The 15,449-nt window shown below is 72.2% G+C and carries 17 protein-coding genes; 13 read left to right on the plus strand and 4 right to left on the minus strand.

Annotated elements, in window-relative coordinates:
- Positions 1-38 precede the first annotated feature (38 nt).
- The 6 genes from ychF (at position 39) to ACKUB9_RS24745 (ending at position 6,792) form a co-directional block, all read left to right on the plus strand.
- The gene (gene ychF, locus ACKUB9_RS24720) at positions 39-1,136 is read left to right on the plus strand and encodes a redox-regulated ATPase YchF (protein WP_407528078.1); all 1,098 of its coding nucleotides are present in this window, start codon (positions 39-41) and stop codon (positions 1,134-1,136) included.
- 3 nt (positions 1,137-1,139) lie between these two features.
- The gene (gene nfi, locus ACKUB9_RS24725) at positions 1,140-1,805 is read left to right on the plus strand and encodes a deoxyribonuclease V (protein WP_407528081.1); all 666 of its coding nucleotides are present in this window, start codon (positions 1,140-1,142) and stop codon (positions 1,803-1,805) included.
- A 96-nt stretch (positions 1,806-1,901) separates the two neighbouring features.
- Positions 1,902-2,900 (plus strand): MaoC family dehydratase, encoded by a 999-nt coding sequence (locus ACKUB9_RS24730; protein ID WP_407528084.1) that lies wholly within the window; start codon positions 1,902-1,904, stop codon positions 2,898-2,900.
- Positions 2,901-3,137: 237 nt separating this feature from the next.
- A complete protein-coding gene (locus ACKUB9_RS24735) occupies positions 3,138-4,205 on the plus strand; it encodes a transglycosylase SLT domain-containing protein (protein WP_407528088.1) in 1,068 nt (355 codons plus the stop codon).
- 120 nt (positions 4,206-4,325) lie between these two features.
- Complete coding sequence (gene pcaF / locus ACKUB9_RS24740; protein ID WP_410823814.1) at positions 4,326-5,540, plus strand: 3-oxoadipyl-CoA thiolase; 1,215 nt, start codon at positions 4,326-4,328, stop codon at positions 5,538-5,540.
- Between the two features lie 346 nt (positions 5,541-5,886).
- Positions 5,887-6,792 (plus strand): helix-turn-helix transcriptional regulator, encoded by a 906-nt coding sequence (locus ACKUB9_RS24745; RefSeq protein WP_407528093.1) that lies wholly within the window; start codon positions 5,887-5,889, stop codon positions 6,790-6,792.
- 65 nt (positions 6,793-6,857) lie between these two features.
- On the opposite strand, the gene ACKUB9_RS24750 is transcribed toward ACKUB9_RS24745, so the two are convergent.
- Complete coding sequence (locus tag ACKUB9_RS24750; RefSeq protein ID WP_407528096.1) at positions 6,858-7,775, minus strand: alpha/beta fold hydrolase; 918 nt, start codon at positions 7,773-7,775, stop codon at positions 6,858-6,860.
- A 139-nt stretch (positions 7,776-7,914) separates the two neighbouring features.
- Here ACKUB9_RS24750 and cysE point away from each other — a divergent pair, with 139 nt between their 5' ends.
- Positions 7,915-8,778 (plus strand): serine O-acetyltransferase, encoded by an 864-nt coding sequence (cysE, locus tag ACKUB9_RS24755; protein WP_407528099.1) that lies wholly within the window; start codon positions 7,915-7,917, stop codon positions 8,776-8,778.
- A 250-nt stretch (positions 8,779-9,028) separates the two neighbouring features.
- Positions 9,029-9,226 carry a DUF3126 family protein gene (locus ACKUB9_RS24760; protein ID WP_373324821.1) on the plus strand — a complete coding sequence of 66 codons (198 nt, stop codon included), beginning with the start codon at positions 9,029-9,031 and terminating at the stop codon, positions 9,224-9,226.
- Between the two features lie 55 nt (positions 9,227-9,281).
- Here ACKUB9_RS24760 and ACKUB9_RS24765 read toward each other — a convergent pair whose 3' ends face one another.
- Positions 9,282-9,959, minus strand: coding sequence for a hypothetical protein (locus ACKUB9_RS24765; RefSeq protein ID WP_407528102.1), 678 nt, complete (start codon positions 9,957-9,959; stop codon positions 9,282-9,284).
- A 266-nt stretch (positions 9,960-10,225) separates the two neighbouring features.
- Between ACKUB9_RS24765 and ACKUB9_RS24770 the strand changes: the two genes are divergently transcribed.
- Positions 10,226-10,555 carry a DUF6949 family protein gene (locus tag ACKUB9_RS24770; protein WP_407528104.1) on the plus strand — a complete coding sequence of 110 codons (330 nt, stop codon included), beginning with the start codon at positions 10,226-10,228 and terminating at the stop codon, positions 10,553-10,555.
- Here ACKUB9_RS24770 and ACKUB9_RS24775 read toward each other — a convergent pair whose 3' ends face one another.
- On the minus strand, positions 10,556-11,248 hold the full coding sequence (locus ACKUB9_RS24775; protein ID WP_407528107.1) for a transglutaminase-like cysteine peptidase: 693 nt from the start codon (positions 11,246-11,248) through the stop codon (positions 10,556-10,558).
- A gap of 158 nt (positions 11,249-11,406) precedes the next feature.
- Positions 11,407-12,051, minus strand: a complete 645-nt coding sequence (locus tag ACKUB9_RS24780) for a transglutaminase-like cysteine peptidase (RefSeq protein ID WP_407528110.1) — start codon at positions 12,049-12,051, stop codon at positions 11,407-11,409.
- 264 nt (positions 12,052-12,315) lie between these two features.
- Between ACKUB9_RS24780 and ACKUB9_RS24785 the strand changes: the two genes are divergently transcribed.
- The 4 genes from ACKUB9_RS24785 (at position 12,316) to ACKUB9_RS24800 (ending at position 15,347) form a co-directional block, all read left to right on the plus strand.
- On the plus strand, positions 12,316-12,942 hold the full coding sequence (locus ACKUB9_RS24785; protein ID WP_407528112.1) for a cysteine hydrolase family protein: 627 nt from the start codon (positions 12,316-12,318) through the stop codon (positions 12,940-12,942).
- Between the two features lie 241 nt (positions 12,943-13,183).
- Positions 13,184-13,411, plus strand: a complete 228-nt coding sequence (locus ACKUB9_RS24790) for a hypothetical protein (protein ID WP_407528115.1) — start codon at positions 13,184-13,186, stop codon at positions 13,409-13,411.
- 124 nt (positions 13,412-13,535) lie between these two features.
- Positions 13,536-13,940 (plus strand): PilZ domain-containing protein, encoded by a 405-nt coding sequence (locus ACKUB9_RS24795; RefSeq protein ID WP_407528118.1) that lies wholly within the window; start codon positions 13,536-13,538, stop codon positions 13,938-13,940.
- A gap of 327 nt (positions 13,941-14,267) precedes the next feature.
- Complete coding sequence (locus tag ACKUB9_RS24800) at positions 14,268-15,347, plus strand: MBL fold metallo-hydrolase (protein WP_407528121.1); 1,080 nt, start codon at positions 14,268-14,270, stop codon at positions 15,345-15,347.
- The last annotated feature ends 102 nt before the right edge of the window (positions 15,348-15,449 follow it).

Consider the following 15,449-nt stretch of genomic DNA (forward strand, 5'->3'; position numbering starts at 1 on the left):
GCCGGGGGCCGGCCGCTCCCGAGCAATGGAATGAACCGATGGGCTTCAAATGCGGCATCGTCGGCCTGCCGAACGTCGGCAAGTCGACGCTCTTCAACGCGCTGACGCAGACCGCCGCCGCGCAGGCGGCGAACTATCCGTTCTGCACCATCGAGCCGAATGTCGGCGAGGTGGCGGTGCCCGACCCGCGCCTCGACGACCTCGCGGCGATCGCGGGCTCGAAGGAGATCGTGCCGACGCGGCTGACCTTCGTGGACATCGCCGGCCTCGTGCGCGGCGCCTCGAAGGGGGAGGGACTCGGCAACCAGTTCCTCGCCAACATCCGCGAGGTCGACGCCATCGCGCACGTGGTGCGCTGCTTCGAGGACGGGGACGTCACCCACGTCGAGGGCAAGGTCGATCCGATCGCCGACATCGAGACGATCGAGACCGAGCTGATGCTCGCCGACCTCGACAGCCTGGAGAAACGCGTCACGGCGCTGGAGAAGAAGGCCAAGGGCGCCGACAAGGAGGCGAAGGAGACCCTCGACCTCGTGCAGCGCGCCCTGCCGCTCCTGCGCGAGGGCAAGCCCGCCCGCCTCGTCGTCCGCAAGCCCGAGGAGGAGCGGCTGTTTTCCCAGCTCGGCCTGATGACGGCCAAGCCCGTCCTCTACGTCTGCAACGTGGAAGAAGGCTCGGCGGAGTCCGGCAACGCCCAGTCGCAGGCGGTCTTCGCCCGCGCGGCCGAGGAGGGCGCCAAGGCCGTGGTGGTCTCGGCCAAGATCGAGAGCGAGATCGCGGTGCTGCCGCCGGCCGAGCAGGCCGAGTACCTGGAGGCGGTGGGCCTCACCGAGCCCGGCCTCAACCGGGTGATCCGGGCGGGCTACGACCTGCTCGGCCTGATCACCTATTTCACCGCGGGGCCGAAGGAGGCCCGGGCCTGGACCGTCACCAAGGGCACGCGGGCGCCCGGAGCGGCGGGCGTGATCCACACGGACTTCGAGAAGGGCTTCATCCGGGCCGAGACGATCGCGTTCGCCGACTATACGAGCCTCAAGGGCGAGGCCGGGGCGCGCGAGGCGGGCCGGCTGCGGCTGGAGGGCAAGGAGTACGTGGTGCAGGACGGCGACGTGCTGCACTTCCGCTTCGCCAACTGACCGATGCGCCTTCACCCGCGTCACGCCTGGGACGTGACCCCGGGCGAGGCGGTGGCGCTGCAGAAGCGGCTCGCCGCCGACCTCGTCACCGACCGGCCGATCGATCTGTCGGCCGTGCGGCTCGTCGCGGGGGTCGACGTGAGCGTGAAGGAGGGGCGCTCGCAGGCCGCCATCGTGGTCTCGACCTTCCCCGAGTTCCGCGTCGTCGAGACCGTCACGGCGGAGCGCCCGACGCCGTTTCCCTACATCCCCGGCCTCCTGAGCTTCCGCGAGGGGCCGGTGCTGGAAGAGGCCTTCAGGCGCCTGGACACCGAGCCCGACGTCTTCCTGTTCGACGGCATGGGCACCGCGCATCCGCGGAGGATCGGCATCGCCTGCCACCTGGGCCTGTGGCTGGAGCGCCCGACCATCGGCTGCGGCAAGACCCGGCTGGTGGGCCGCAACGCGCCCCTGCCCGAGGAGAAGGGCGCCCACGTGCCCCTGGTCGACAGGGCCGAGACGATCGGGGCGGTGGTGCGCACGCGGACGGGCACGCACCCGCTCTTCATCTCGCCCGGGCACCTCGCCGACATCCCGAGCGCGGTGGCGCTGGTGCTCGCCTGCGCTCCGAAATTCCGGCTGCCCGAGCCGATCCGCCAAGCCCACAAGGCGGCGGGCGTGTTCACCTGAGCCTTGTCCTGAGCCCCTCCGGCCAGAGCCCCCTGGCTCCCCGCCGCCGCGGGTGCTAGCCGTGCCGGTCCCTTCCCCTGCCGCGGGCCGGCCTTCATGCAGCATTATCACTTCGAGGATCTCGCCCCCGGCGTCACCCTCACTGGCGGTCCGGTCACGGTCACGAGCGAGGACATCGTGGCCTTCGCCCGCGCCTACGATCCGCAGCCGTTCCACCTCGACGAGGAGGCGGGGCGGGGCAGCGCGGTCGGCGGCCTGATCGCCTCGGGCTGGCACAGCTGCGCGATCGGCATGCGGCTGATGGCCGACACCTTGATGCTGCGGGCGAGTTCGATGGGCTCGCCGGGAATCGACGTGGTGCGCTGGCTGCGGCCCGTGCGCCCGGGCGTCGCGCTCTCGATGCGCCTCGTGGTCCGCGAGAGCCGCCCCTCCGCCTCGAAGCCGGATCGCGGCTTCGTGCGCTTCCAGCTCGACCTCCTCGAAGGGGGCGGCGAGCGCGTCATGACCCAGGATTTCTGGGTGATTTTTGGCCGGCGCGGGGCCGCCCCCCTGCCGCCGCGAGTCCTGCCGGAACGGCAGGCCCCGGAGCCGGACCTGTCCGACCCTGGCGACGCCTTCCCGGCGGGCTTCATCGAGGATCTGCCGGTCGGGACGACCTACGACCTCGGCCCCTACCGGTTCGAGCGCGAGGAGGTGCTGGCCTTCGCCCGCGCCTTCGACCCGCAGCCCTTCCACATCGACGAGGCGGCGGCGCGCGCCTCCCATTTCGGCGGCCTGTGCGCCTCGGGCTGGCACACCGCCGCGGCCTGGATGAGCCGCATGGTGGCGGCCCGCGACCGGGGCCGGGCCGAGGCGCTGGCGAGCGGCGCGACGATCCCGGCGAGCGGGCCGTCGCCGGGCTTCCGGGACCTCAAATGGCTCAAGCCCGTCTATATCGGTGACACGATCCGCTTCGCCCTGACCCTGACCGAGGCGCGTCCCTCACGGTCGCGCCCGGGCTGGGGCGTGGTCAGCCACGCGGCCACCGGGGTGAACCAGCACGGCGAGGCCGTGTTCAGCTTCGCGGGTGCGTGGCTGGGGCAGGCCCGCGGCTAGTAAACCTTTAACAGAACACAAGTCTCCGGCGCTTTTCGCAGGCGCGAAAGCCGTCTCGGCCTGTGGATGACGGGACCTGTGCCCGTCCCGCCACAGGCCGATCCGAAACGGTCAAGTCGAGTCCGGTCTCAACCGGGAGAGAACGGCCAAGTCTCTTTCCTGCCGCATTTCAACCGGAGCAGGAGAGACCGCCGCGGTGTGCGATTCCGCACCTGCCTCCCAGACCCGGATCGTTGCATGCGCCAGCGCCTCCTCCTCGCCGTCCTCGCGATCGCGGCGCCGCTCCCGGCCCTGTCCCAGAGCCCGGCCCGCGACAGCATCGACGCCCTAATCGAGGAGCAGGCCCGGGCGAGCGGCGTGCCGGCGAGCTTCGTGCACCGGGTGGTGAAGCGCGAAAGCGGCTACAACCCGCGCGCGGTCGGGCGCGGCGGCGCCATGGGGCTGATGCAGATCAAGCACGCCACGGCGCGCGGGCTCGGCTACGGCGGCTCGGCCGCCGGACTGCTCGACGCCAAGGTGAACCTCACCTACGGGGTCGCCTACCTGGCGGGGGCCTACAAGACCGCCCGGGGCAACGAGGCGCAGGCCTACAGCTACTACGCCCGCGGCTACTACTACGCCGCCAAGCGGGCCGGCATCCGCACCGACGTGGCCGAGCTGGAGCCGCCGGCGCCGCTGCCGCCCACGCCCGTCAACCCGATCGGCCAGTTCTTCGGCAAGGTCTTCGGCGGCGGCCGGGCGCCCGCGACCGTCGTCACCGCTTCGGCCGACCCCTCCGTCGCCGCGCTGTCGAACGCCGTGCAGACCCAGATGCCCGCCTCGCAAGCACCTGCCTCGCAAGCGCCTGCCTCGCAAGCGCCGTCGTCCCCGCAGCCGGCGGCCCAGGCCGCTTCTCCCGCACCTCAGACCGCGCCGGCCGCTGCCGCCGCGGCGCCGCTGCCGCCGCAGCGTCCGGCGCCGCCCTCCACCGCCCTGGCCTATGCGGGCGGCTCCGCCGTGGCCGGTCTGCCGTTCCCGACCTACGGGCTCCAGGGCGGGGCAGTCCCGGCACGGGCCGTGCCCACCGCGGCGTCCGCAGCTCCTGCGGTCGCCCCGATCGCGATCCCTGCGGCAGCCGCGCCCGCGGCCGCCACGATCGTCGCCTCGGCCGCACCGGTGGCGGCGGCCGCCGAGGACGCCTCCGTCTCCGTGCCGCTGCCCCCGCGCCGCCCGGCCGAATTCCGGCGCCTCGCCGTGAAGAAGCCGGCGTCCGCGCTGCCGATGACCGCCGCGGCCGCCCCGGTCCAGCCCTCCGCCAACCCGTAGGCCGATCCGTACCCGGCCCGCGAGCCGCGCGTCCGGCCCCGTTCCGCTCCTGCCCGATCCCCGCTATACGGGCCGGCGTACCGCGTTTTCGAAAGCGCGGCAGGGATCCGGGAGGCGGTGATGGGCGAGACGCGGGACGTCTTCATCTGTGATTTCGTGCGGACGCCGATCGGCCGCTACGGCGGTGCGCTCGCCGCAGTGCGGGCCGATGACCTCGCGGCGATCCCCCTCGGCACGCTCCTGCACCGCCATCCCTCCCTCAAGGAGGGCGTCGAAGAAGTCTTTCTCGGCTGCGCCAACCAGGCGGGCGAGGACAACCGCAACGTCGCCCGCATGAGCCTGCTGCTCGCCGGGCTGCCCGAGCGCGTGCCGGGCGTGACGCTGAACCGGCTCTGCGCCTCCGGCCTCGACGCGGTGGGCGCCGCCGCCCGGGCGATCCGGTCCGGCGACATCGACCTCGCGCTCGCGGGCGGGGTGGAATCGATGACCCGCGCGCCCTTCGTGATGGGCAAGAGCGAGGGGGCGTGGCAGCGCTCGGCCGAGATCCACGACACCACGATCGGCTGGCGCTTCATCAACCCGGTGCTCAAGCACCAGTACGGCGTCGATTCGATGCCCGAGACCGCCGAGAACGTGGCCGAGGATTACCAGATCGGCCGGGTCGACCAGGACGCCTTCGCGCTGCGCTCGCAGCAGCGGGCCGGCCGCGCCCAGCAGGACGGCACCTTTGCGGGCGAGATCGCGCCCGTGGAGATCCCGAACCGCAAGGGCGGCCACGTCCGGGTGGATCGCGACGAGCATCCCCGGCCCGAAACCACGGCCGAGGCCCTGGCCAAGCTGAAGCCCTTCGTGCGCCGGGACGGCACCGTGACGGCGGGCAACGCCTCGGGCGTCAACGACGGTGCCGCCGCGCTGGTGCTGGCGAGCGAGGCCGCGGCCGCGCGCCACGGCCTTCGGCCGCTCGCGCGCGTGCTCGGCCTCGCCTCGGCGGGCGTGGCGCCGCGCGTGATGGGGATCGGGCCGGTGCCGGCGGTGGAAAAGCTCTGCGCGCGGCTCGGGCTCAAGCCGTCCGACTTCGACGCGATCGAACTCAACGAGGCCTTCGCGTCGCAATCGCTCGCCTGCCTGCGCGGACTGGGCCTGCCGGACGATGCCGAGCACGTGAACCCGCACGGGGGCGCGATCGCGCTCGGCCACCCGCTCGGCATGTCGGGGGCGCGCATCGCCGGGGCGGTGAGCCTCGAACTCGCGCGCCGGGGTGGGCGTCTCGGCCTCGCCACGATGTGCGTCGGCGTCGGGCAAGGCGTCGCAATGGCGGTGGAGCGGGTCGCCTGAGCGCCGCCTGCGGCGCACGGAGCCCATTCCAAACCGACGCGAAAACCGGCGCGAACAGCACCGGTTCCGCTGCGCGGTGACGGCTGCGCGGCGCGAACGCCGATCTTTTTTGCGGTGTGCAGTGCAACACGACGCATCGTCAGCTGCGATCATATGGGGTAATCAGACCCTCCGGCCGGATCGGGGGTTGCCCATCGGGGGTTGACCCCTGGCGTTGGGCATCGGCCCGGCCCCAACTCGACGACGTTGCGATGCGATGCCCCTCGGCTCTTCCCTCCACGCCGCCCGCACGCGCTCTCCCGCTGGAGAGCGCGAGGCCGCCGCGACCGAGCCGGCCGGGGGACCGATGAGCGTCCCCTCGGTCGACCCGGTGGAGGCGGAGGGCCGCTTCCTGTCGGATCTCGGGCAGCGGGTGCGCACCATGCGGGCCGTGCGGGCGATGTCCCGCAAGGTGCTGTCGCAGACCTCGGGCCTGTCCGAGCGCTACATCGCGCAGCTGGAGAGCGGCCAGGGCAATGTTTCGATCATCCTGCTGCGCCGCGTCGCGAACGCGATGGGCGTGCGTCTGGAAGACCTGATCGCCGCGGTCGAGAGCCCGCCCGACTGGCCGGTGATGCGCGACCTCCTCGCCACCGCCACCCCCGAGCAGGTGGCCGAGGCCAAGCGCATCCTGGCGGGCACCGGACGCGGGAGCGACGCCGAGATCCCGAGGCGGGTCGCCCTGATTGGCCTGCGGGGCGCGGGCAAGTCGACCCTCGGGCGCATCCTGGCCGAGCGGCTCGGCTGGCGCTTCGTGGAGCTGAACCGCGAGATCGAGCGCGAGAACGGTCTCCTCGTCTCCGAGATCTTCGCCATCTACGGGCAGGACGGCTATCGCCGGCTCGAACAGGCGGCTCTGCGCCGTCTGGCCGATGAGGCGGGGCCGATGGTGCTGGCCACCAGCGGCGGCATCGTCGCCGAACCCCTGACCTTCGACCTCCTGCTCTCCAGCTTCTTCACGGTCTGGCTGAAGGCCCGCCCCGAGGAGCACATGCGCCGCGTGCGCGAGCAGACCGCCCAGGGCGCCGCCCCGGCGCGCCTGCCGGACAACGACAACGCGTTGCGCGAGTTGCGGGCGGTCCTGCTGAGCCGCGAGCCGCTCTACGCCCGGTCCCGCGCGGTGATCGACACCGCCGGCGTCTCGGTGGCCGAGACGGCCGCCCAACTCACCGCACTGGTGGAAGAAACCCTGCGCCTGCGGCAAGCCCGCTGAGGCACGCGGGAACCAAGCAGGCGCGCCGAGGCGCGCAAGAACCAGGGATGCGCGCTGACGTGCGCTCAGGCCAGGAAGCCGTCGAGGTGGCGGGCGACCGCCTCGGGGGCGTCGTGGTGCAGGTTGTGGCCGGTGCCGGCGAGCCGCTCGCATGCCGCGCCGGGCACCAGGGCGATGCGCGCCTCCACGCCGCCAGGCTCGTCGGCGAGCGCGGGCGGGAAGGGCGCGCCCGAGGCGAGGAAGAGCGTCGGCGCGCGCACGCGCGCCCAGCAGGCGGCGGCCTCCGCGAAGCGGTAGAGCGTCGCGAAGGGGCGGCGGTGGGCCGGGTCGAAGGCCCAGGTCCAGCCGCCCTCCGGCAGCCGGCGCCCGAGATGCCCGGCGAGGAAGAGGGCGCGCGGGGTGCCGAGCCGCGGATTGGCCGCCGCGAGGCGGGCCGCCAGGGCGGGCAGGCTCGGATAGACCACGGGATCGGCCGGGCGGCGGGCGGCGTCGAGCCAGCGCGCGAGGTGGGCAGGCGCCTCCTCGGTCCGGCGCTCGGGCAGCCCGAACCCATCGAGGGAGACGAGGCGCGCCACGCGCTCCAGCCGCAATCCGGCGTAGAGGAGCGCCATGTTGCCGCCGAGGCAGTGGCCGACGAGGCGCACCGGGGCGCCGGGCACCAGCGCGTCGAGGAGCGCGTCGAGGTCGGCGAGGTAATCCTGCCACCAGTAGCCGCCGGGCGCCCAGGCGCTCAGGCCGTGGCCGCGCCAGTCGGGCGCGAGCACCCGCCAGGGACCGGCCAGCGCGTCGACCACGAACTGGAAGGTCGCGGAGGCGTCGCGGCTCCCGTGCAGGAGCACGAGGGGAGGGTCCTCCGGTGGTCCCCAAGCCCGCACGTGGAGGGAGAGACCCCGCACCGCGAGGGTGCGGCCGGTGGAGACGAGGCGGGGGGCGTAGGAATCCGGCATGGCGAGGGGAGCGGGAGGAGCCTGACGCCGACGCATGGCACGTCCCCGCCAGTGAGATGTTCGGGACCTTGATGGATCGGTCCATTCTCCCCAGGGTATCGGGAGGATTCCCGTTCGGGTATGCCCCGGGCGCGAGAAGAGTACTCCCGTATCCGCCCCGCCGAGGAGAAGACCCGTGTCGTCACCCTCCGCCACTTCCATCAGCCGGCCGGATGCGGTCGCCGGCGTCGTCGATCCGGTCTGGCGGCGCCTGCGCCAGGAGGCCGAGGTCGTGGTGCGCGACGAGCCGCGCCTCGCCTCGTTCATCGTCGCGACGGTGCTCAACCACAATTCGCTCGAATCCGCCGTCTCGCACCGCGTCGCGGCGCGCCTCGGGCACGCCTCGCTCTCGGCCGACCTGATCGCCCAGAGCTTCGCCGAGGCGGTGGCGGAGGACCCCCGCATCGGGCAGGCCTTCCGGGCCGACATCGGCGCGGTGGTCGACCGCGACCCGGCCACCACCCGGGCGCTGGAGCCGATGCTCTACTTCAAGGGGTTCCACGCCATCCAGGCGCACCGCCTGAGCCACTGGCTGTGGAGCCGCGGCCGGCGCGACCTCGCGCTCTACCTCCAGAGCCGCGCCTCCGAGGTGTTTCAGACCGACATCCACCCCGCCGCCCAGATCGGGCGCGGCATCTTCCTCGACCACGCCACCGGCCTCGTGGTGGGCTCCACGGCGGTGATCGAGGACGAGGTGTCGATGCTCCACGACGTCACCCTCGGGGGCACCGGCAAGCACGGAGGCGACCGCCATCCCAAGATCCGGCACGGCGTGATGATCGGCGCGGGCGCCAAGATCCTCGGCAACATCGAGGTCGGCGCCTGCGCCCGGGTGGCGGCCGGCTCGGTGGTGCTGCAGGCGGTGCCGCCCTCCACCACGGTGGTCGGCGTGCCGGCCCGGGTGGTGGGCTCGGCCGGCTGCGCCGACCCGGCCCGCACCATGGATCAGTCCGTGCACATGACCATGGACCAGTTCGTGCACATGATGGACGGGATCTGAGCGGCGAGAGGACGGCGCGCTTGCTCCGGCCGGCGCGGCGTGGCAAGGCGGGGCTCCCCACCCCGGCCGCCCTTGCGACGCCCCGCGCTCCCGCGGGGCCGGGCGGCTCCGCATCGGGCGCCGACAGGGTCACCGGTCCGGCGGCGCCGATGCGGCCAGCGCACCAGCCCGGCGGTATGGCCCTGGCCATCCCGCTCGAGCCGCATCCCTCGGCTCCAACCGCGAAGAGGTCCGCGTGAACAAGTCCGAAATGACGAAGGTGGAAGGCTATCTTCGCCGCAAGTTCGCGAACCACTCCCTCCGGCTCGTCGGCCGTCCCAAGAAGACGGATTCGGCCGAGGTCTATCTCGGCGAGGAATTCATCGGCGTGCTGTCCGTCGACGACGAGGACGGCGACCGCTCCTACAACTTCTCGATGGCGATCCTCGACACCGACTTGGATGAGTAATTTGGAGGAGTAATCCTCGCCGAAGCGGGACGCGCCGGCGTGACCGCCGTGGCGATCAGCCCTCGGGCGGCGCGGGGGCGAAGAGCTGCTCCAGGCCGCGCAGGAGGCCGCGCCACGCCGGCAGGCGCTCGGCCGCGAACCGCAGGCGCAGCGACAGGTCGCCGATCCGCACCTCGCTGAGGCAGGCGGTCTCGTGGTCGGCCTGTCCGGCCGCGGTGCAGCGCGCCGCGAAGCGGCTGCCATCCGTCTGGGCGAGGTAGAGATCCTCGCCCTCGAACGGCGAACCGGCCTTGAAGCGCCGCCGCACCAAGCCCTCGTCCGGCAGCGGCTGAACCTCCACGGTGAGGAACCGGGCGTAGCGCCGGGCCGGGCTCAGCGGCGCCTCGGTCTCGGGCGAGCGCGTCACGGTGACGTGCAGCTTGTCCCCGCCCTCGCCGCCGGTCAGGGCTCCCCAGGGAATCATCAGGTCGAGACGGTCGGGCGAGGCGGACACGGACGGCCGGACGAACCACGCGGCCGGCAGCGCCACGGGGCGCCCCGCCGGGCCCTGCCGCGTGAGCGTCCCGTCCGCCGCTGGCGCGCGGATCAGCCACGCGGCGAGAAGGCCGGTGCTGGCCAGCGCGCCGGCGAGGCCGATGAGGCCGGCGAGCGCGATGCTGCGATCGAGCGGCACGCGGCGCGGCGCAGGGAGCCGCCTCGCCCTGGCCGCCGGGATGCCCGCTGCAGGCCCCATGGCTCTGCCCTCCGACCCCGCGCCGCGATGGCGCGCGACGAGAACGATCGGCCTGGAGGCTTAATGCCCGCTTACCGGAACGCGTCGCCGACGCGAATCAGTACGGACGGCACGCGGCTTGCCACAGATGAAGGCCGATGCGCGCAGAGCGCGTCCCGGCGGGGGACCCGAATGACATCCCTGTGGATAACGAAAGGTTAACCATAACAGGATGTTACGTGTCCGGCAGAGTGGGCTCCGTCGAGGCAGACGCGACGGAGTTGACGATGGCCCTCTCGCCCATGGCCGTGGAGAACCTGCAGACCCTCGTGCTGGGGCTCGCCTTCGCGGGGCTGCTCGCGACCGGTTTCGAGGTCCTGACGGCGCGGCGCGCCAGCTTCAAGCTCCTGCAGGGCGGTGTCCTGCCGGCCCTCGCGGCGCTGCCCATCCTGGCCTTCGGCGCGCCCTTCATCATCCTGCGCAACACGGTGCGGGGCCGGCGCATCGAGGGACGGCCGGTGCCGTTCGTGATGCTGGCGACGATGATCGCCTGCGGCTGGAGCCTCGTCTCGGGCCGTGTCGTCCTCGATCTCGCCCACTTGGTCGCGGGCGCCTGATCAGCGGTTGGCGGTGGTGACCGGTGAGGCGACGCCGTTGAGCGAGACCCAAGCCGAACCGTCCTGCCCCTCGCGCTTCACGTAGGTGTAGCCGGTGCGCTGCCAGGGCAGGATCGCCGTGGTCTTGTTATCGAGGATGTAGTCGCCCCGGTCGGTGCGCACCATCAGCACCGCGTGGCCCTCGCCGATCTCGTCGATCACCACGGTCATGCGCAGGGCCCGGCGGGGCAGGCCGCGCTCCACCAGCATGCGGCGCTTGAGGAGCTGGTAATCCTCGCAATCGCCGAAGCCGTCATCCGGGAAGTCCCAGCGGTCGACCACGCCCCAATGGGCCTGATCGACGATCGGCTTGATCCGGCCGTTGACCCGGCGGTTCACGGCCTGGAGCGTGCGCAGCAGGGCCGGCGTCATCGGCACCGTGGTGGGCTCGGCGGTGTCGACGGCGCATTCGGCGGCGTAGCGGTTGCAGAACTCCACCCAGGCGCTCACCGGCTTGGCGGTGCCGCCGCGCTCGATCGCGGCGCTGGCATCGGGGAGGGCGGCGAGGGTCTGGGTCTGGGCCTGCGAGGTGGCCCCGCCGATCAGCAATGTCGCGCCCAGCAGGCTGAGCTGCGCGCCGCGGGCACACCGCGAGAGAAGGCCCTGGCGATCGACGTGACCCGCCCGGCCAAGGCCGTCCAATACTGCCCGCATCGCCCCATCGACCTGTGTGCATCGTTCTTGCACGCAGGCTGCCACGGGGCATTCGCCCACTCAACAGAAAAATTTAAACCAGGGTGAACGCGCCTGCCGCACTTTGGTTCCAATTCGAGACGCGATTTCCGACCTGATTCCCGGCCCGATTCGGCCTATCACCGATTTGCGGTCGTGGTGGGGCCGGAGGCGCCGCCGAGCGAGACCCAGCCGCCCGAGCCCTGCGCCTCGCGCTTGATGAAGACGTAGCCGGTGCGCTGCCAGGGCAAAACAGCCGAGGTCTTGTTGTCGAGGATCAGGTCGCCGCGGTCGGTGCGCAGCATCAGCACGGCGTGGCCCTCGCCCTTCTCGTCGATCACCACCGTCATGCGCATCGCCCGTCGCGGCAGCCCGCTCTGGGCCAGCAGCTTGCGCTTGAGCAGCTGGAAATCCTCGCAATCGCCCGAGCCGTCCTCCGCGAGGTCCCAGCGGTCCGGCACGCCCCAGTGCTCCTGGTCGGTGACCGCGTGCGTGCCGGCATTCACCGCGCGGTTGACCGAGACGACCGTCTGCCAGAGGCGGGGCGTCAGCGTGACCACCTCCGGCTCGGAGGCATCCACCGCGCATTCGCTGGCGTAGCGGGCGCAGAACTCGACCCAGCCCACGATCGGCCGCGCCGGCCCGGTGGAGGGCGCCGCGAGGGTGGTGGCGGGAAGCGCCGCGAGCGTTTGCGCCTCGCCCGACGACCCGAGGCAGAGGCCTGCCAGCACGGCCGCCGTGCCCCGCTCGATCCACGCCCGCATTCCCTTCGCCACGCCCGACATCGGTGCCATCCCCTTGTGTTGAGAGGAGGATGGCCGACCGCCCGCTCGGCCGCGCTGAAGCCGATGCGCGCAATTTTATCGATCGGCCGCCGCCGGCCGGGTCGCTGCGGACAGGACCAAGACCCGGTCAGGGATCTCGCTCGAATCCCGTGCGGCGCGGTGACGGATCCGCAACCATCGCGTGCCGGTCGCAACACAACCCCTGGCCCGCGTGTTGTCCGCCCCCCGGGGCCGCCGCGCCCCGCCAGAAGGAGCCCCGGCCCGATGGGCATACCGACGCCTGCCGACACCCACGCCCTCCCCAACGGGCCGCTCGATGCCAGCGCGGTCCATCTCTGCGTGGACATGCAGAACCTTTTCGCGCGCGACACCGACTGGCACACGCCCTGGCTCGCCCGGGTGCTGCCGGAGGTCCGGCGGCTCGCCGCGCATTATCCCGAGCGCACCATCTTCACCCGCTTCGTCCCGGCCCGGCGCCCCGGAGAGGGCAGGGGCTGCTGGAAGCGCTACTACGAGCGCTGGTCCTCGATGACCGTCGAGGCGCTCGGGCCGGAGATGATCGAGCTCGTACCCGACCTCGCGGCCCTGACGCCCCCGGCCGAGGTGGTCGACAAGACGGTCTACTCCCCCTGGCTCGATCCCGCCCTGGAGACCGCTTTGCGCCGGCGCGAGACAGGGGCGCTGGTGATCACGGGCGGCGAGACCGACGTCTGCGTGCTCGCCACCGTGCTCGGCGCCGTCGACCGGGGCTACCGCGTGGTGCTGGCGACCGATGGTCTGTGCTCGTCCTGCGACGAGACCCACGATGCTCTGCTGACCCTCTACCAGCAACGCTTCGGCCAGCAGATCGAGACGGCGCGGATCGATCAGATCCTGCACAACTGGATCTGACGGCCGTGAATCCCGCGCCGCAGCAATCCTTCCGCTTGTCCGTGAGGACGTCCGCGCTGTGCGCCAGAGCACATTGCGGACAAGACCACACGCGGACGTGAAGGATTGATTTGGAACAGAAACAAAATCCGCATTTCGCCCGCGCCATGCCGTAGCTTTTTCGGGCAAGGCCTGACATCATCCCGTCCGATTCGTCGGGTAGCAGACAGCCATGACATCCCACCAGGGCGGAGGCGAGCCGATGCGAAGCTACAACCTGTTCTGTCGCAAGGATCTCGACGGGCTCGTCTGCGCCGTGCCGGAGGATTATGCCGTGCCGGCCTTCGTGACGGGCGCCCGCTGGGTTTTCGGCGGCAAGGTCGACGGCGGCGCGCGTCGTCCGCTCGGCTTCGACGGGGCCGCCGCCGCGACGGCGGTGCGATTCAACGGCTTCTACCTGTTCCAGAGCGCGGACGCGCTGCGGGCGTGACAGCGACGGCCGAGGGTGCCGACGCACCCGGCCGTCGCCATGCCCTCTCCTCCGGCATTCCGGCGAGCATTCCTTAAGGCGCCCGTGCGAGCATCCCCGGACTGAACCGCAAGGGGTCCTGAGGGTGGTGGCCGGGATGTCTGATCTGCGCAAGGAAGTGCGTCTGAGGACGTTCCTGAAGGGACGCATCGTCTTCAACAACGGCAACGCCACGATGGACTGCCTCGTCCGGGACCTGTCCGGGATCGGTGCGCGCCTGGCGCTCTCCGAGACGGCGGCGCTGCCGGACGCGTTCGACCTCCTGATTCCGGCCAAGGACAAGGTCTACAAGGCGGCCCTGCGCTGGCGGCGCAGCGACGGCGTCGGCGTGGCCTTCCTGGATGACCGCCAAGCGGTGCAGCCCGCACCCTCTGCGGAAAGCTCCGTGATGCTGCTGCTGCAGCGCATCCATGACCTCGAGGCCGAGAACGCCACCCTGCGTCGCCTCGTGGCCGAAGCCGAGGCGGCGATGCTGGAGCGGACCGCCTGAGGCCTGACCCGGGACACGAGCCGGACGTAGCCGACCCCCAGACAGCCGAAGGGCCGCTCCTTTGCCGGGAGCGGCCCTTCCATTGCCGAACCGCGGTCCGGCGGAAACCCTATCGTGCGCTCAGGCGGTGAAGCCGGAGGCGACGATCCAGGTCTGACCCGCCGTGTGCGGCTGATGACAATGAGACACTGGACCACCTCCTTTCGGTTGTTGACGACACGCTAAATGTGGCGAGGGGCCGGTGGCCGCGCAAGCCGGGCGCGCCGCGGCGTTCGGCCCTGGCCCGGCCGCCTTGACCGGAGCCATGCGGCGGCGGATGCACGGGGGATGAAGCGCAGGCGTCTCATCAAGCTCGCGAGCGCCGTCACGGTGATGACGCTGGGCGGGGTCGGCTACGCGGCCCACCGGCGCAGCAGCAACCCGTACTACCGCGGGCCGGTCAGCGACCACTTCGACGGCACCCGCTTCTTCTCGCCCAACCAGCCCCAGGACAAGGACCTCGCCGAACTGGCGCGCTGGCAGCTCGGCGGCGGGCGCGAGGACTGGCCGGCCCGCTGGCCGAGTCCGCACCCGCCCGATACGCCGCCCGAGCGCGTCGCGGGCCTGCGGGTGGTCCATATCGGCCACGCGAGCCTGCTGATCCAGGTGGCGGGGCGCAACATCCTGATCGATCCGGTCTACGCCAAGCGGGCGAGCCCCGTGGGCTTCGCCGGGCCGAAGCGCGCGCAGCCGCCCGGCATCGCCTTCGAGGCCCTGCCGCCCATCGACGCGGTGCTCGTCACCCACAACCACTACGACCATCTCGACGGGCCGACGCTGGCGCGGCTCTGGGCCGAGCACCAGCCGCGCTTCGTGGCGCCCCTGGGCAACGACGCGATCATCCGCTCTTACGACGACACCGTCACGGTCGAGACGCGGGACTGGGGCGGGTCGGTGGATCTCGGCGACGGGCTGACCGTGCACCTCACGCCCGCCTACCACTGGTCGGCCCGGGGCGTGAACGACCGGCGCATGGCGCTGTGGTCGGCCTTCGTGCTCACCACGCCGCACGGCACCCTCTACCATGTCGGCGATACCGGCTACGGCGACGGGGCGATCTTCACGCAGGTGCGCGAGCAGTTCGGCAAGGTCCGCCTCGCCACGCTGCCGATCGGCGCCTACGAGCCGCGCTGGTTCATGCAGGCGCAGCACATGAACCCGGAGGAGGCCGTGCGCGCCGCGGGCGAGGTCGCGGCCGAGCAGGTGCTCGGCCATCACTGGGGCACCTTCCGGCTCACCAACGAGGGGATCGAGCGGCCGATCGAGGCGCTGGCTGCGGCCCTCGACGCCGCCGACCTGCCGCCCGAGCGCTTCCTGGCCCTGCGCCCTGGACAGGTCTGGGAGCCGCGTCATCCCCCGAACGGATGATGACGCCGGCCCCGTCCCGTGCTGCATTCGGGTGGGATCTTCACCGAGACCCTTCCTGGCCCGCCCGGCCTCCCGGCCGCGGCGGGCCTCTTCATGCCTCAG

The organism is Methylobacterium oryzisoli (genome assembly GCF_046557895.1).
GTDB lineage: Bacteria > Pseudomonadota > Alphaproteobacteria > Rhizobiales > Beijerinckiaceae > Methylobacterium > Methylobacterium oryzisoli.

Coding starts and splice junctions, on each gene's coding strand:
- nfi (WP_407528081.1), top strand. CDS start 1,140: ATGCGCCTTCACCCGCGTCACGCCTGGGACGTGACCCCGGGCGAGGCG.
- ACKUB9_RS24770 (WP_407528104.1), top strand. CDS start 10,226: ATGGCCCTCTCGCCCATGGCCGTGGAGAACCTGCAGACCCTCGTGCTG.
- pcaF (WP_410823814.1), top strand. CDS start 4,326: ATGGGCGAGACGCGGGACGTCTTCATCTGTGATTTCGTGCGGACGCCG.
- ychF (WP_407528078.1), top strand. CDS start 39: ATGGGCTTCAAATGCGGCATCGTCGGCCTGCCGAACGTCGGCAAGTCG.
- ACKUB9_RS24790 (WP_407528115.1), top strand. CDS start 13,184: ATGCGAAGCTACAACCTGTTCTGTCGCAAGGATCTCGACGGGCTCGTC.
- ACKUB9_RS24735 (WP_407528088.1), top strand. CDS start 3,138: ATGCGCCAGCGCCTCCTCCTCGCCGTCCTCGCGATCGCGGCGCCGCTC.
- ACKUB9_RS24780 (WP_407528110.1), bottom strand. CDS start 12,051: ATGTCGGGCGTGGCGAAGGGAATGCGGGCGTGGATCGAGCGGGGCACG.
- ACKUB9_RS24745 (WP_407528093.1), top strand. CDS start 5,887: ATGAGCGTCCCCTCGGTCGACCCGGTGGAGGCGGAGGGCCGCTTCCTG.
- ACKUB9_RS24730 (WP_407528084.1), top strand. CDS start 1,902: ATGCAGCATTATCACTTCGAGGATCTCGCCCCCGGCGTCACCCTCACT.
- ACKUB9_RS24775 (WP_407528107.1), bottom strand. CDS start 11,248: ATGCGGGCAGTATTGGACGGCCTTGGCCGGGCGGGTCACGTCGATCGC.
- ACKUB9_RS24760 (WP_373324821.1), top strand. CDS start 9,029: ATGACGAAGGTGGAAGGCTATCTTCGCCGCAAGTTCGCGAACCACTCC.
- ACKUB9_RS24765 (WP_407528102.1), bottom strand. CDS start 9,959: ATGGGGCCTGCAGCGGGCATCCCGGCGGCCAGGGCGAGGCGGCTCCCT.
- ACKUB9_RS24785 (WP_407528112.1), top strand. CDS start 12,316: ATGGGCATACCGACGCCTGCCGACACCCACGCCCTCCCCAACGGGCCG.
- ACKUB9_RS24800 (WP_407528121.1), top strand. CDS start 14,268: ATGAAGCGCAGGCGTCTCATCAAGCTCGCGAGCGCCGTCACGGTGATG.
- ACKUB9_RS24750 (WP_407528096.1), bottom strand. CDS start 7,775: ATGCGTCGGCGTCAGGCTCCTCCCGCTCCCCTCGCCATGCCGGATTCC.